The organism is Bacillus thuringiensis (assembly GCF_022095615.2).
In the GTDB taxonomy this organism is placed as follows: Bacteria; Bacillota; Bacilli; order Bacillales; family Bacillaceae_G; genus Bacillus_A; species Bacillus_A cereus_AG.
The window spans coordinates 600,470-615,831 of the sequence record NZ_CP155559.1; the positions used below are offsets into that span (position 1 = coordinate 600,470).

The window sequence follows — 15,362 nt, forward strand, 5'->3', positions numbered from 1 at the left end:
TTTCATTATGCGTATTGGGGTACCAGCAGAAATTAAAAACAACGAAAACCGTGTGGCAATGACACCAGCAGGTGTTGTACATTTAATTCGTAACAATCACGAAGTATTCATTCAAAAGGGTGCAGGTTTAGGATCTGGTTTCACAGATGCTCAGTATGTTGAAGCGGGAGCAAAAATCGTTGATACAGCTGAAGAAGCTTGGAACATGGAAATGGTTATGAAAGTTAAGGAACCAATTGAAAGCGAATACAAACACTTCAGCGAAGGTTTGATCTTATTCACATACTTACACTTAGCTCCAGAACCAGAATTAACAAAAGCGTTAATTGAGAAGAAAGTTGTTGCGATTGCATACGAAACAGTACAATTAGAAAACCGTTCTCTACCATTACTTGCACCTATGAGTGAAGTAGCTGGTCGTATGGCTGCACAAATTGGTGCACAATTCCTTGAGAAAAACAAAGGCGGTAAAGGTATCTTACTTGCAGGTGTTCCAGGAGTTAAACGCGGTAAAGTAACAATCATCGGTGGTGGACAAGCTGGTACAAATGCTGCTAAAATTGCAGTTGGACTAGGTGCGGATGTAACAATCATCGACTTAAGTGCAGAACGTCTTCGTCAATTAGATGACATTTTCGGAAACCAAGTAAAAACTTTAATGTCTAATCCTTACAATATTGCAGAAGCTGTAAAAGAGTCTGATCTTGTAATCGGTGCAGTATTAATCCCAGGTGCAAAAGCGCCAAAACTTGTAACAGAAGAAATGATTCAATCAATGGAACCAGGTTCTGTTGTTGTAGATATCGCGATTGACCAAGGTGGTATTTTCGAAACAACTGACCGTATTACAACTCATGATAACCCAACTTACGAAAAACACGGCGTTGTTCATTATGCAGTTGCAAACATGCCAGGTGCGGTTCCACGTACATCAACTCTTGCATTAACAAACGTAACAGTACCATATGCAGTACAAATTGCTAACAAAGGCTACAAAGAAGCTTGCCTAGGCAACTCTGCATTACTAAAAGGTATTAACACATTAGACGGCTATGTAACATTCGAAGCAGTTGCAGAAGCTCACGGTGTAGAGTACAAAGGTGCTAAAGAATTATTAGAAGCAGAAACAGTATCTTGCTAATAGAAGCATTATACAAAACAAAATCGAACAATATATAAACCAACATGATAAGAGCTAAGAGTGAAGATCTCTTAGCTCTTCTTGGCAAAAGGGGGCATACATCGTGGCCAACCTATTTAAAAAGAAATCCGTTACGCAATTGTTAGGGGAAAGTAAAAGTAAAACTTTAACGAAAACGCTAGGGGCATTCGACCTAACAATGCTAGGGATTGGTGCGATAATCGGTACAGGAGTTCTAGTATTAACAGGATTAGTAGCAGCAAGAGATGCTGGTCCAGCAGTTATTTTTTCATTCATGATTGCAGCAATTGTTTGTGGATTTGCAGCGTTATGTTATGCAGAGGTTGCATCTACACTTCCTGTTTCAGGTAGTGTGTACACATATTCATATGCAACAATTGGTGAGTTTGTTGCCCATTTAATGGGATGGACATTGTTATCCGTATATGTCGTAACAACTGCCGCAGTAGCTGGCGGATGGACGGGTTATTTCAATAACTTAGTGAGTGGATTAGGACTTGAAATTCCTAAAGCCTTGTTAACGATTCCATCGCAAGGTGGTATGGTGAACTTACCCGCAATTATCGTTACGTTGGTGATAACTTGGTTATTATCACGAGGTACAAAAGAAAGTAAGCGTGTGAATAACATAATGGTATTAATTAAAATTGGTATTGTTGTTTTATTCATTGCAGTTGGTGTATTCTACGTGAAACCAGAAAACTGGATACCATTTGCACCGTATGGCATAAGTGGAGTTTTCGCCGGAGGAGCAGCAGTATTCTTCGCTTTCTTAGGATTTGATGCATTAGCAACTTCTGCTGAAGAAGTAAAAAATCCGCAGCGGGATCTACCGATTGGTATTATTGCTTCATTAGTCATTTGTACAATCATTTATGTTGTCGTTTGTCTAGTTATGACAGGAATGGTTTCTTACAAGGAATTAGATGTACCGGAAGCAATGGCTTATGTACTAGAAGTTGTAGGACAAGATAAAGTGGCTGGTGTAATTGCTATTGGAGCTGTAATTGGTATTATGGCTGTAATTTTCGCATACATCTACGCTACGACACGTGTATTCTTCGCTATGAGCCGTGACGGTTTGTTGCCAAAATCTTTTGCGAAAATTAACAAGAAAACAGAAGCACCAACATTTTCAGTTTGGTTAACAGGAATTGGTAGTGCTTTAATTGCCGGATTTATCGATTTAAAAGAATTGTCGAATTTAGCGAATATTGGAGCGTTATTAACATTTGCGATGGTTGGTGTAACTGTCATCATTCTTCGTAAAACGCATCCGAAATTACAACGTGGATTTATGGTACCACTTGTACCGATCTTACCGATTATTTCAGTTGCATGCTGTCTATTCTTAATGGTAAATTTACCGTTAAAAACATGGATATACTTCGGTGTTTGGTTAGCAATCGGAGTAGTTGTATACTTTGTTTATTCGAAAAAACATAGTCATTTAAAAGAAGATGGAAGTTCGCAGGATAATTTAGAACAAGCTAATTAAAAGCTTAATTAAAAGGGATATAAGTATAGTAAGCCTTGTGCGTCTAGGGAACGCGCAAGGCTTTTTCTTTTGTGCAAAATGTACATCCTTTCTTGTATGAGAATGTAATGGATGCGGAAAATATGTGTAAGCCTTATTAAAATGTGAACAAAATGTTCGGAAAAATGTATGAGATTTCATTGACACATATGAATAGACGCTCATATAATAAGAGTATAAGATATATGAACGATTGTTCATATGTTCAAATAAAGAGGTGAGCTATAATGGCTGGAAATAAAGTAGAAGCACCACAAGAAACATGTTCTCAAACGATAATTCATGAAGAAGTTGTTGATCAAGTAAAACAAACTATTCCAACTGATGAAAGTTTAAGTAAAGTAGCAGAATTATTTAAAGTATTAGGTGACCGTACACGTACAAGAATATTACATGCGTTATTTGAAGCTGAAATGTGTGTTTGTGATTTAGCGTATTTATTGGGAATGACACAATCATCTATTTCACACCAGCTTCGTGTGTTAAAGCAAGCGAAACTTGTAAAGAATCGTAAAGAAGGAAAGGTCGTTTACTATTCGTTAGCTGACCAGCACGTAATTCATATCTTCGAGCAAGCGTTTGAACACGTAAACGAGGAAGAATAAAAAAAGAACGCGAGGAGGGAGAACGATGGCTGAAGCATTAGTGAAAAAGAAACTGATGTTAGAAGGTTTAGATTGTGCGAACTGTGCAATGAAAATTGAAAAAGGTGTTGGGAATATAGAAGGAGTAAATTCTTGCTCTGTAAATTTCGCGACAAAAACAATGGTTTTAGAAACAGCACAAAATAAAGAAAGCGAAGTTGTTACAGAAGCGAAACAACTCGTTACAAAATTAGAACCGCACATTAAAGTGCAAGAAGAAAAAAATACAAAAGTGGCAAAAGAAGTGTTTATATTAGAAGGTTTAGATTGTGCAAACTGTGCGATGAAGATTGAAAATAAAGTGAAAGAAATGCCGACTATTTCAGCAGCAACTGTTGATTTCGTATCAAAGAAATTACGAGTTGAAGTAGCGAATAAAAGAGAATTAGAAGCGACTGTAGCGAATATAACAAATGTCGTTCAAAAGTTAGAACCAGATGTGAAAGTCGTTCGTGAAGAAAAGGGTGGTCATGACCACGAACATAGTCACGACCATGGTGAAGCAAATGTGAAAAAGATGGTAGGACGATTAGTGATCGGCGGAATTTTGACAGCAATTGCTGCATTAGCAGGCTTACCACAAATGATAACAATTCCGTTATTCGTCCTTGCGTATTTATTAATAGGTGCAGATATTGTCTGGAGAGCGGTAAGAAACATAACTCGTGGTCAAGTGTTTGACGAAAATTTCTTAATGGCAATTGCAACACTAGGAGCTTTTGCAATTCAACAATATTCAGAAGCTGTTGCAGTAATGCTGTTTTATCAAGTAGGAGAACTATTCCAAAGTATTGCGGTAAATCGTTCTCGAAAATCAATTACTTCATTAATGGATATTCGTCCTGATTATGCGAATGTAAAAGTTGGAAATGAAACGAAACAAGTATCACCAGAAGATGTGCAAATTGGTGATTATATTATCGTTAAACCAGGTGAGAAAGTACCGTTAGACGGAAAGGTAATTGAAGGAACATCAATGGTAGATACTTCAGCATTAACGGGTGAATCTGTACCACGTGAAGTTGAAGTTGGAAATGATGTATTAAGTGGCTTTGTGAATCAAAATGGTGTATTAACAATTGAAGTTACAAAAGAATTCGGTGAATCAACTGTATCAAAAATTTTAGATTTAGTTCAAAACGCAAGTAGTAAAAAAGCACCAACAGAAAACTTTATTACGAAATTTGCGCGTTACTACACTCCAGTTGTAGTTATTACAGCGGCGATTATGGCGTTTATTCCACCACTTATTTTAGAAGGAGCTACATTTGCTGATTGGATTTATAGAGCGTTAGTGTTCTTAGTAATCTCTTGTCCATGTGCGTTAGTTGTATCTATTCCCCTTGGATTCTTTGGAGGTATCGGTGGTGCATCTAAAAGTGGTGTGTTAGTAAAAGGTAGTAACTATTTAGAAGCTTTAAATGATGTGAAATATATTGTTTTTGACAAAACAGGAACATTAACAAAAGGTGTTTTCAAAGTTACAAAAATGGAACCGAGCGAAGGTACTACAAGTGAAGAGTTATTAGAATATGCGGCATTTGCTGAAGTGTATTCTAATCATCCGATTGCCCAATCTATTCGAAAGGCATATGGAAAATCAATTGATGAAAAAATAATCGATGATTATAACGAAATTTCTGGTCACGGTACAGTCGTAAAAGTAAAAGGAAAAGAAATTTTTGCAGGTAATGCAAAATTAATGAGAAAAGAAAATATTGAATTTAAACAACCAGAAACAGTAGGTACATTAGTTCACGTTGCTGTAGATGGAAAATATGCAGGTTATATCGTTATCTCCGATGAGGTAAAAGAGGATTCGAAACAAGCGATTCAAAAGTTAAAAGAACTAGGTATTAAAAAGACAGTAATGTTAACCGGTGATGCAAAATCAGTTGGTGAAGCTGTCGGTAAAGAATTAGGATTAGATGAAGTTCATGCGGAATTACTACCGCAACAAAAAGTAGAAGAGATTGAAAAAATTGATGCAGCGAAGCACGGAAAAGAAAAAATTGCCTTCGTTGGTGACGGTATTAACGATACACCAGTATTAGCCCGTGCAGACGTTGGTATTGCGATGGGTGGTTTAGGGTCAGATGCAGCAATTGAAGCGGCAGACATCGTTATTATGACTGATGAGCCTTCAAAAATTGCGACAGCTGTAAAAATTGCAAAACGCACAAGAAGTATAGTGTGGCAAAATATCATCTTTGCTTTAGGTGTAAAAGGGATCGTTTTATTACTTGGTGCCTTTGGTATTGCAACAATGTGGGAAGCTGTTTTCTCAGACGTTGGTGTGACACTACTTGCAGTGTTAAATGCAATGCGTGTATTACGAGTGAAAGATTTATAAAAAAGAGGACGCAACCTGCGTCCTCTTTTTTATTGGTGATTTTGTTGAAATTGACTCAATAAAATAATACCAAATATTATCTTAATTTTAAATAGTTTAATATTAAAATTTACAAATAAAATACATTTGTCTTATTATTTTAATATATTTTTGACAAATATCCATATAGTATTGAAAAAACAGAGAAGGGGAAACTTCTCTGTTTACTTTTGTATGTTTTTTTCAACTTGTTCTCGAACGGTTTGAATGTAATTCATTTTATGATCCCAACATTCTTGACTTAAATCGACAGGGTACTCTTCGGGATTTAAAGTTCGCATATACTCTTCCCAAAATAGTGCGAGACTCTGTTCATTATATTTTTGAATATCTAATATGCCCGGTAGTTCATATTTTCTTTCACCTTTAACGAAAATGTCTTTATGCAGTTCGCGTGCTTCAAAGTTTGTTACAAATTTACTTATATACGTGTGAACAGGATGAAACATTTTTAAGCGTTCTTCTTTTCCTGGTTCTTCAGAATCTAATGCAATGTAATCGCCTTCTGCATGATCATTAACTCGATTGATAATGCGATAAATTCGTTTCAGTCCTGGAGTCGTAATTTTTTCAGGGTTAGATGAAATTTTTATTGTATCATTTAATTTTCCATCAGTATCTTCAATCGCAACTAGTTTATACACAGCCCCTAACGCTGGTTGTTCAAAGGACGTAATCAATTTTGTTCCAACGCCCCATACATCAATTTTTGCTCCTTGAGATTTCAAATGCATAATTGTGTATTCATCTAAATCGCTAGAAGCAATAATTTTTGTATTTGTAAACCCAGCTTCATCTAGTAGTTTTCTTGCCTTTTTAGATAAATAGGCCATATCACCACTATCAAGGCGAATGCCGTAAAAATCGATACGATCTCCAAACTCTTTCGCGACGCGAATTGCATTTGGAACACCTGATTTTAAAGTATCGTATGTATCAACGAGAAAGACACATTTTTTATGAGTTTCAGCGTATTTCTTAAACGCGACATATTCATCGCGATACGCTTGAACGAAAGAGTGAGCGTGTGTGCCGGCTACAGGTATCCCGAAGCGCTTCCCGGCCCGTACGTTACTCGTAGATGAGAAACCACCAATAAAGGCAGCGCGTGTGCCCCAAAGAGCAGCATCAAACTCGTGAGCACGTCTTGTGCCAAACTCTAAAAGTTCATCATTATTTGCAGCGTGCTTCATACGAGCAGCTTTTGTTGCAATTAATGTTTGGTAATTCACAATGTTTAACAGGGCAGTTTCAATAATTTGTGCTTCGCCGAGCGGTGCATCAACACGTAATAAAGGCTCGTTATTAAATACAACTTCACCTTCTTGCATACTTCGAACGGTCCCAGTGAATTTCATATTTTGTAAATACTGAAGGAATTCTTCTTCAAATTGTAATTCTGCTAAATAAGCGATATCGCTTTCGGTAAAGCTGAAGTTTTCTATGTACTCTACAATCTTTTCAAGGCCAGCAAAAACAGCATAACCGTTCTCGAATGGAAGCTTTCGAAAGTATAAATCAAACACCGAGCGGCGATTATGAATACCATCTTTCCAATATGTATAAGCCATATTAATTTGATATAAATCGGTATGTAAGGCATAGCTATCGTCTTTATAATAAGTCATCGCGAAAACACCTCCATAATTTGGTTATAGTATACCAATTTTTTATCGCTCGTAGCAAAAAACGGATTTGGAAGTAGAGTCAAGAGGGAAAAAAATGAAATAATGCATATTTTTTAGAAAATTAACATTTATCAATTTATATTTCTCAAGATTTTATGTATTATTAGAGTAATGGGGGTAATGAGAATGGAGGAGGACAATGCAACAAACATTAGAAAAAATAGGCAAACAAGTCTTTTATAAACGGCTACAGCAAAAAATGACACAAGAAGAATTATGTCAGGGCATTTGTTCTGTCTCATACTTAAGTAAAATCGAAAATGGAAAGATCGATGCATCAGAAGAAATTCTACAATTGCTCTGCACAAGGTTAGAAATTGCCGTGACGGATTTGAGAGATGTAGAAGAAGATGTGAAGGGGAAGCTCGATGAATGGTTAAATGCATTAGTGCATTTGGACAAGCCACAAGTAGAGCGCATATATGAAGAATTACAAGGTGAAATGAAGCATGTTTTGGATTTTGAAATTATAAATTATTATAAACTGCTTTATACGCGTTATTTAATTATGAAACGAGATTTTATTGCTGTTGAAGAAGAATTAGAGAGATTAAAAAAGATGTACAAAAAGTATTCGCCATTTCAGAAATTATTATATACGTATAGTAAAGGTCTATATTATTTTTTACAGCATAAATATAAAACGGCCTTAGATTATTTAGTTCAAACTGAAGTGATGGCGAAAGAACAAGGCTATTATGAAACCGGAATCTATTATAATTTAGCTCTCGTTTATAATGAATTAGAAATAGAACATATGGCTTTACATTTTGCTCATTTAGCTATGGAAGGCTTTAAGAATGAATATAAATTTCGTCATGTAATTAATTGCCAGTTATTGATAGGGTTAAGTTATATACAGAAAAAACAATATAACGAAGCTTTAGGAATTTATAGAAATATTTTAAGAGAGGCTAATTCTTTTGCGGATAAAGATAACATAACAGCGATTGCTCTAAATAACATGGGATATTTACATTACCATTTAAAGGATTATGCAAAAGCGAAAGAGTATTATTTACAATGTTTAGAATACAAGAAGGAAGAAGATTTAGATTACATTGATGCTGTATATGAGATTGCATTGCAATGTATTGAATTGAAGGAATTTGAAGAAGTAAAAGAGTGGATTAATAAAGGGATAGAAGTTGCGAAAAGAGATGAGAAGTATAAAGGTATGTTATATACACTTTTAATACTTCAATATAAATATTTTGAAGAGAAGGGGGTGTATAAAAAGTTTTTAGAAACAGAAGCTTTAACATTTTTTAAGCAAGAGGAAAATAAAAAAGATTTAAAAAAGGTATATTTAGAATTAGCAAAATATCATGAAGAAGTATTAGAATTCCAAGAAAGTAATCGGTATTATAGACTAACTATTAATTTATTAGAAGAAAAGGGAGGAAGATGAATATGAAGAAAATGATTTTTGGTGCACTAGCATTAGTGGCTATATTAGTAGTGTTAGAACCTCAATATGCTTGGACTGGAGATATGTATGGTCAAGCTAAAGAAGTAATAGAAGTAATAAATTCTTAATAAAAAACCCCTTTCCAATCGGAAAGGGGTTTTTCAATATTTGTTCCTCAAAATTCTACAAAACTTGAGAAAATAATTATTTGAATTTTTAGTATATTAATAGTGAAAACATAATGCTAATATGAAACTACTCTTTTTCAAAAAAAAATTTTATTAGGGGGAAGGTTCATGAAAAAGAAAAGTTTAGCATTAGTGTTAGCGACAGGAATGGCAGTTACAACGTTTGGAGGGACAGGCTCTGCATTTGCGGATTCTAAAAATGTGCTCTCTACGAAGAAGTACAATGAGACGGTGCAGTCACCGGAGTTTATTTCTGGTGATTTAACTGGAGCAACTGGTAAGAAAGCAGAATCTGTTGTGTTTGATTACTTAAATGCAGCAAAAGGTGATTACAAGCTAGGGGAAAAGAGTGCGCAAGATTCTTTCAAAGTGAAACAAGTGAAAAAAGATGCTGTAACTGATTCAACAGTAGTACGTTTACAACAAGTTTATGAAGGAGTACCTGTATGGGGTTCTACTCAAGTAGCCCATGTGAGTAAAGATGGCTCTTTAAAAGTATTGTCTGGAACAGTTGCGGCTGATTTAGACAAAAAGGACAAGCTGAAAAATAAAAATAAGATTGAAGGCGCAAAGGCAATTGAAATCGCGCAGCAAGATTTAGGTGTAACACCGAAATATGAAGTGGAACCAAAAGCGGACTTATATGTATATCAAAACGGTGAAGAAACAACATATGCATACGTTGTAAATCTGAACTTCTTAGATCCAAGTCCAGGAAACTATTACTATTTCATTGAAGCAGACAGCGGCAAAGTGTTAAATAAATTTAATACAATTGATCATGTGACGAATGATGATAAGTCTCCAGTTAAACAAGATGCTCCTAAGCAGGATGCCAAAGCGGTTATAAAGCCTGTAACAGGAACAAATAAAGTAGGAACTGGTAAAGGGGTATTAGGAGATACGAAGTCGCTTAATACAACATTATCTGGATCATCTTACTACTTACAAGACAATACACGTGGGGCAACTATTTTCACATATGATGCGAAAAACCGTTCAACATTACCAGGAACATTATGGGCAGATGCAGATAATGTTTTCAATGCAGCGTATGATGCAGCGGCAGTAGATGCTCATTACTATGCAGGTAGAACATATGATTATTATAAAGATACATTTAATAGAAACTCTATTAATGATGCAGGAGCACCGTTAAAATCAACTGTGCATTATGGAAGTAAGTATAATAATGCATTCTGGAACGGCTCACAAATGGTATACGGAGATGGTGATGGTGTAACATTCACTTCGTTATCTGGTGGTATTGATGTAATTGGTCACGAATTAACGCATGCGGTTACGGAAAATAGCTCGAATTTAATTTATCAAAATGAATCAGGAGCACTAAATGAAGCGATTTCTGATATCTTTGGTACTTTAGTAGAATTCTATGATAATCGTAATCCGGATTGGGAGATTGGTGAAGATATTTACACGCCTGGTAAAGCGGGAGATGCGCTTCGTTCTATGAGTGATCCGGCGAAATATGGTGACCCAGACCATTATTCTAAGCGTTACACTGGTTCAAGTGATAACGGTGGGGTTCATACAAACAGTGGTATCATTAACAAACAAGCTTATTTATTAGCAAATGGCGGTACGCATTCTGGTGTAACTGTAACTGGTATTGGTAAAGATAAGTTAGGTGCAATTTATTACCGTGCAAACACACAATATTTCACGCAATCTACTACATTTAGCCAAGCTCGTGCTGGTGCAGTACAAGCTGCAGCTGATTTATATGGTGCGACTTCTGCGGAAGTAGCAGCAGTTAAGCAATCATTTAGTGCTGTTGGTATAAACTAAGGCTTTAAGAGATAGCTATTAATAAAATACCTCAAAAATAAAGAAGGAGCATAGGCTCCTTCTTTATTTTTTTCTCCATTTTTTCCACAAATAAAACAATCCAATAGCACCTGCGATTGTTATAATCCACTTCGCTTCATTTGTTCCGTTCATAACTTGGTATGCCGAATATACTTCAATCAATAAGGCCGGTATTTTACCTATTGTGCTGGCAATACTGAAGGAGAGTAATGACATTTTCCCTAGAGCGGCAAATAAAGTCACGATACTGGACGGAATGAAAGGAATGAGACGAAACGATAGGACGAGTAGAAAGGCCTCTTTGCCTTGTACGTAAAGTAGGCGTTCTACCTTTGGATACTTATTTACTTTGTTGTGAGTGAATTTCTGAAGGCCTATACGATAAATATAAAACGAGATAATAGCCCCTAATGCTTCACCTGCGATCGAAATAATGGTTCCGTTTGTTACACCAAAGAGTTGTATGTTAATAGCGGTCAAAAAAATACTAGGGATAACACCTAAAAGACTAATGACGATGTTGATTAAGATACTAAGTGGAATTGCGATTGAATAATAGTCTGTTAAGAAGTTTTGAATTGTTTCAGCCATTGTTTAAAATCCTTTATCTTTTTTTGCATTACACCATATTTCTATTGTGTAGGCAAGTACAAATTTACATAATGTAGAAAATGTTGATAAAACACCTTTTATATACCTTATATAGGTATTGGGTATATAAAAATAGGGGTATATTTTAGTTATTTGAAAAAACCCAATAAAATCCTTATTTGAAAGGGTTTTATTGGGTTTTTAGTGGGCGATTTAATTCGGGAAATAATTATAAAAATATAGGGGTATATTTATGAATGGGGCAAAAATAGTGCTTTGATGAAACCAGGGTGGTAATATGGCGAAATAGATTAGGAAATTTAAAAATAAGTATGTTTTTTCGTTGTGAAATTGACTTTTAGTGAAGTTACGATAATAATCATGAAAGAGGTGATATGATGAAACGAATAAGTAGTCTTTTCGTGGGTAGTTTATTGGCATTAATGCTGATCTTAAGTGGATGTGCAGGAAAAGAACAAAAAACAGAGAAACAAACAGGGAATCAATCGACATCAGTAGAAAAAATTAGTGATAATATTTTAGATGAAATGGAAGGGCCACCTAAAAATGGTCATACGATTGAAAGACATGTAGGCAAATCAGAAGAGGATTTGAAGAATCGTTTGAAGACAGATAAAGTATCAGCAGCAAGTACATACTATGATAAGGAAACAGCGACGAAAGCTGTAAAAGATAGTTTGAAGCAGCATGATAAGGAAATTCAAGATTGGTTAAAAAATTCTAAAGAGGCTCGTCTCGTATTAAATACAACTCATTCATTCCCTGTTGGGAAAACGGTAATAAAGAAAAATATGAATGTAAAAGACAAATTGGTAAAAACTGTTACTGTTTTAGCGAGAGATAAGTCAGGAGATTTAGGATATAAGATCATTACTTCTTATCCATCTGATAAATAAGAAGGGGGAGTAAATATGTATAAGACATTACAATATTTTTTCAAATCGTATTGTACGTTAAGTATCCATGAGGATGAAATAGTAGGCGTGATGGAAGAGTTTATAGAGCAAGAAGATGAAGAAATTGTTTCGAAATTACGCGATGAATTATTATATATGAAGAAAAAGAATACTTGGGAAGAGGCGTGTGTATTAGCTGCGAGGCAAGGAAATCGTGTGTGGTCGTTAGAAGAAACGAAAGACCATCTTGCAACCTTTTTATTATTATTGCAAAAGAAAAAGGCGTGAGCAGATCACGCCTTTTTTTGTTGGTTTGATAGTACCTTATTGTGTTGGAGCGCTTTTATATACGCTTTTTGAAATTTGTCCATTAGATAGTACTTCACCGTTTTGTGTTACTTTTTTATATGTAACTGCTGTTATTTTATCATTAGTCCTGCTAATTACTTGAGAAGAAACTTCAACATTTTTACCAGTATTTGTGCCGAAAATACGAGTAGTAATACTACCTCCATTTGAAAATGCTTGAATATAAATATGATTGCCTGTATTGTTTTTAAATTTTAAATCCGGACCATAATCTGCCACTGCTGCATCTTGCCCAAGTGGTAAATAATTTACGGGCATAGAATGATTGCTTCGAGAAACAATTCCTAAATCTGCCCTTAAAGCGGCGCTATATAAAGTACTACTAACTTGGCAAACGCCTCCACCTGCACTTTGTATAACTTTACCTTCTGAAAATACTGCTGCGGATTTATAACCATGTGCAGCATCCGTTACACCAACGCGGCCATTAAAACTAAACGTTTCATCAGGTGCGACAATAACTCCACTTAAAGTATTAGCTGACTTATTTACGTTATAGGATTGATTTCCATTACGACCAGCCATAGGAGTTGAATATTCAGCAATTACTTCTTTGATTCCCATTTTTTGTATATCTTCTGTAGAACGCTCAGGTTTTAATAGTGTAACTGGTAATGTAACGTCCGATGAGCCAGAAGTAATGGCCTGTTTCGTTAAATCAGTCAACTTTCCTTTATCAATTTTTTCTCCATTTTGACTTTGGCTAATATTTACTGTAGAGCCTTCAACACTTAATTCGGCATTAACAGGATTTTTTAATGTGTCATTATATTTATCCTTCATAAAGCTTTCATAAGCAGTTGTATTTAATTGAGCTGTTAATGTATAGTCACGTTTTAATTCACCGTTTTCGGCCTGCTTCCGCATTTTGTAACGATTTATTGCATTTCCTTCTTGTTCTTTAAAGATTTTGTCGATAATATCTTTTTCTTTATAATTTATCCCTAAATCTTTCCATGTGTAAGTTTGTTTATCATTTTGGAATATGTAGGTAAGAGATTTTTGATCTAATTCAGTTACCTTTTGATTAATAATTTCTTGAATATCTTTTTTATTTTTTCCATCGAGAGAAATACCTTCAAATGTAGTATTTGGTAATGCAGTAGTATCTAATTGATTATTTAGTTTGGATACATATTGATATCCACCAACACCGCCTACACAAAGTAATATGCCTCCAGTAATTGCAGAACCAATCAGTATTTTACTTAGCTTCATTTATTTCCCCCCAGAAATTTTTGTATAAATATATGTATTACATTTTTTGTATAAAAATGATGAAAATAACATTATGTACGTACTAGTATACTATTATTTCCACTATGTGTGTAATGTTTTTATAAAAAATGTTACACTGTTGTAATAATTGTCTCTTTTTGTCACAATATGTACGAGAAATATGTTGAAAGTTATAATAAAAAGGCTGTCTAGAAAAATCTAGCAGCCTTTTTATTATAATTTTTTATGTTCATTTTTATTCGTAACACCGAGATGTTCTTGTAGTGTTGTCGAAATATTATTGACGCTTTTTTCATTTGGAACGTAATAATAAATACCACCTATATATTTATCAGTTCCTTCTACTTGCATTTTGTCCATTTTTAAATTGGAATCCATTGAATTTTTGGCAATTGTCATCATATCATCAAAAGTTAAATTTGTTTTTAAGTCTTTATCGACAGCGTCGAGTAGACCACCAATTTTATTAATGGAATTAAGAGATAGTGCTTTTTCAGCAATAGCTTCTAAAACAAGCTGTTGTCGTTGACCGCGCATATAATCACTATCGATATGACGAGTTCTAGCTAGTGCCAATGCCTCTTCTCCATTTAAATGTTGACGTCCTTTTTTCAGATGAATAGCATCTGCTTCGTCTTTACTATTTTGTTCTGTGAATTCAACTGGAACATTGACAGTAATGCCACCAAGAGAATCGACAATTTTGATAAATGATTTAAAGTTGAATTTTACATAATAATCAACTGGAACATCTAAAAAGTTCTCTACGGTATCAATCGTGCTATCCACACCACCAAATACGTGTGCATGTGTAATTTTATCGTATTTATCACGTGATTTAATGTAGACACGTGAGTCACGTGGAATACTGACAAGTTTAACTGATTTATCATTTTTATTAATTGTTGCAAGTAATAGCGCATCTGTGCGAGTTGCTTTTCCGTAATTCTTGTCCCTAATCTCACTTTCATCAACACCCATAATAAGTACAGAAATGTTGTCAGTCATAGGTTTCACGGCTTTTTCACGTTTGCTGGATTTATCCCCGCGGCCCAGTTCAGAGTAGGCATTACTTAACACAGACTTCGCTTTACTGTATATATGGAAGGAATAGCCTCCTGCTCCAAGTGCTATAATCAGTAATGGAATAAGAAGGAACCAAAGTAGGCGTTTTTTCTTTGAGCGTCCTTTTTTGGCTCGGTTATCTTTGTTCATATCGGATTTCATCATTTTTCTCCTTTAAAACTATCAAAGTGTATACATCTAGAAGCGCATTCAAACACATAAAAAATATTGTACGCTAAATAAAAGCGATTGTACATGTATAAAAAATAGATGTCTTGATTATTTATAAGACATCTATTCGTTATTGTATACAAAAGATAGGGATAAGA

The 15,362-nt window shown here is 34.9% G+C and carries 13 protein-coding genes; 9 read left to right on the top strand and 4 right to left on the bottom strand.

The window, feature by feature from the left end; translation table 11 throughout:
- Positions 1-7: 7 nt before the first annotated feature.
- The 4 genes from ald (at position 8) to KZZ19_RS03075 (ending at position 5,696) form a co-directional block, all read left to right on the top strand.
- Positions 8-1,141: an alanine dehydrogenase gene (gene ald / locus KZZ19_RS03060; protein ID WP_088083212.1), complete on the top strand. Its 1,134-nt coding sequence runs from the start codon at positions 8-10 to the stop codon at positions 1,139-1,141.
- A gap of 103 nt (positions 1,142-1,244) precedes the next feature.
- Complete coding sequence (locus KZZ19_RS03065) at positions 1,245-2,660, top strand: amino acid permease (protein WP_088095098.1); 1,416 nt, start codon at positions 1,245-1,247, stop codon at positions 2,658-2,660.
- A 266-nt stretch (positions 2,661-2,926) separates the two neighbouring features.
- Positions 2,927-3,304 carry an ArsR/SmtB family transcription factor gene (locus KZZ19_RS03070; RefSeq protein ID WP_088095099.1) on the top strand — a complete coding sequence of 126 codons (378 nt, stop codon included), beginning with the start codon at positions 2,927-2,929 and terminating at the stop codon, positions 3,302-3,304.
- Between the two features lie 25 nt (positions 3,305-3,329).
- Positions 3,330-5,696, top strand: coding sequence for a heavy metal translocating P-type ATPase (locus KZZ19_RS03075; protein WP_237981585.1), 2,367 nt, complete (start codon positions 3,330-3,332; stop codon positions 5,694-5,696).
- A 203-nt stretch (positions 5,697-5,899) separates the two neighbouring features.
- On the opposite strand, the gene KZZ19_RS03080 is transcribed toward KZZ19_RS03075, so the two are convergent.
- Positions 5,900-7,363, bottom strand: coding sequence for a nicotinate phosphoribosyltransferase (locus tag KZZ19_RS03080; RefSeq protein ID WP_237981586.1), 1,464 nt, complete (start codon positions 7,361-7,363; stop codon positions 5,900-5,902).
- A 199-nt stretch (positions 7,364-7,562) separates the two neighbouring features.
- Between KZZ19_RS03080 and KZZ19_RS03085 the strand changes: the two genes are divergently transcribed.
- The 3 genes from KZZ19_RS03085 (at position 7,563) to KZZ19_RS03095 (ending at position 10,831) form a co-directional block, all read left to right on the top strand.
- The gene (locus tag KZZ19_RS03085) at positions 7,563-8,834 is read left to right on the top strand and encodes a helix-turn-helix domain-containing protein (protein ID WP_226546138.1); all 1,272 of its coding nucleotides are present in this window, start codon (positions 7,563-7,565) and stop codon (positions 8,832-8,834) included.
- Between the two features lie 2 nt (positions 8,835-8,836).
- On the top strand, positions 8,837-8,962 hold the full coding sequence (locus tag KZZ19_RS03090) for an NprX family peptide pheromone (RefSeq protein ID WP_000738188.1): 126 nt from the start codon (positions 8,837-8,839) through the stop codon (positions 8,960-8,962).
- A gap of 168 nt (positions 8,963-9,130) precedes the next feature.
- The gene (locus KZZ19_RS03095; RefSeq protein WP_237981587.1) at positions 9,131-10,831 is read left to right on the top strand and encodes a M4 family metallopeptidase; all 1,701 of its coding nucleotides are present in this window, start codon (positions 9,131-9,133) and stop codon (positions 10,829-10,831) included.
- Positions 10,832-10,894: 63 nt separating this feature from the next.
- Here KZZ19_RS03095 and KZZ19_RS03100 read toward each other — a convergent pair whose 3' ends face one another.
- Positions 10,895-11,443 carry a TVP38/TMEM64 family protein gene (locus KZZ19_RS03100; protein ID WP_088095105.1) on the bottom strand — a complete coding sequence of 183 codons (549 nt, stop codon included), beginning with the start codon at positions 11,441-11,443 and terminating at the stop codon, positions 10,895-10,897.
- A gap of 398 nt (positions 11,444-11,841) precedes the next feature.
- Here KZZ19_RS03100 and KZZ19_RS03105 point away from each other — a divergent pair, with 398 nt between their 5' ends.
- The gene (locus KZZ19_RS03105; RefSeq protein WP_140392338.1) at positions 11,842-12,360 is read left to right on the top strand and encodes an RNase A-like domain-containing lipoprotein; all 519 of its coding nucleotides are present in this window, start codon (positions 11,842-11,844) and stop codon (positions 12,358-12,360) included.
- A 15-nt stretch (positions 12,361-12,375) separates the two neighbouring features.
- A complete protein-coding gene (locus tag KZZ19_RS03110; protein ID WP_098343605.1) occupies positions 12,376-12,648 on the top strand; it encodes a hypothetical protein in 273 nt (90 codons plus the stop codon).
- Positions 12,649-12,684: 36 nt separating this feature from the next.
- Here KZZ19_RS03110 and KZZ19_RS03115 read toward each other — a convergent pair whose 3' ends face one another.
- Positions 12,685-13,947 carry a VanW family protein gene (locus tag KZZ19_RS03115; protein ID WP_237981588.1) on the bottom strand — a complete coding sequence of 421 codons (1,263 nt, stop codon included), beginning with the start codon at positions 13,945-13,947 and terminating at the stop codon, positions 12,685-12,687.
- Between the two features lie 234 nt (positions 13,948-14,181).
- The gene (locus KZZ19_RS03120; RefSeq protein ID WP_322349764.1) at positions 14,182-15,198 is read right to left on the bottom strand and encodes an LCP family protein; all 1,017 of its coding nucleotides are present in this window, start codon (positions 15,196-15,198) and stop codon (positions 14,182-14,184) included.
- Positions 15,199-15,362 lie beyond the last annotated feature (164 nt).

Excerpts from the sequence above, each read along its gene's own strand:
- ald (WP_088083212.1), top strand. The coding sequence starts at position 8 with ATGCGTATTGGGGTACCAGCAGAAATTAAAAACAACGAAAACCGTGTG.
- KZZ19_RS03070 (WP_088095099.1), top strand. The coding sequence starts at position 2,927 with ATGGCTGGAAATAAAGTAGAAGCACCACAAGAAACATGTTCTCAAACG.
- KZZ19_RS03075 (WP_237981585.1), top strand. The coding sequence starts at position 3,330 with ATGGCTGAAGCATTAGTGAAAAAGAAACTGATGTTAGAAGGTTTAGAT.
- KZZ19_RS03080 (WP_237981586.1), bottom strand. The coding sequence starts at position 7,363 with ATGACTTATTATAAAGACGATAGCTATGCCTTACATACCGATTTATAT.
- KZZ19_RS03085 (WP_226546138.1), top strand. The coding sequence starts at position 7,563 with ATGCAACAAACATTAGAAAAAATAGGCAAACAAGTCTTTTATAAACGG.
- KZZ19_RS03090 (WP_000738188.1), top strand. The coding sequence starts at position 8,837 with ATGAAGAAAATGATTTTTGGTGCACTAGCATTAGTGGCTATATTAGTA.
- KZZ19_RS03095 (WP_237981587.1), top strand. The coding sequence starts at position 9,131 with ATGAAAAAGAAAAGTTTAGCATTAGTGTTAGCGACAGGAATGGCAGTT.
- KZZ19_RS03100 (WP_088095105.1), bottom strand. The coding sequence starts at position 11,443 with ATGGCTGAAACAATTCAAAACTTCTTAACAGACTATTATTCAATCGCA.
- KZZ19_RS03105 (WP_140392338.1), top strand. The coding sequence starts at position 11,842 with ATGAAACGAATAAGTAGTCTTTTCGTGGGTAGTTTATTGGCATTAATG.
- KZZ19_RS03110 (WP_098343605.1), top strand. The coding sequence starts at position 12,376 with ATGTATAAGACATTACAATATTTTTTCAAATCGTATTGTACGTTAAGT.
- KZZ19_RS03115 (WP_237981588.1), bottom strand. The coding sequence starts at position 13,947 with ATGAAGCTAAGTAAAATACTGATTGGTTCTGCAATTACTGGAGGCATA.
- KZZ19_RS03120 (WP_322349764.1), bottom strand. The coding sequence starts at position 15,198 with ATGATGAAATCCGATATGAACAAAGATAACCGAGCCAAAAAAGGACGC.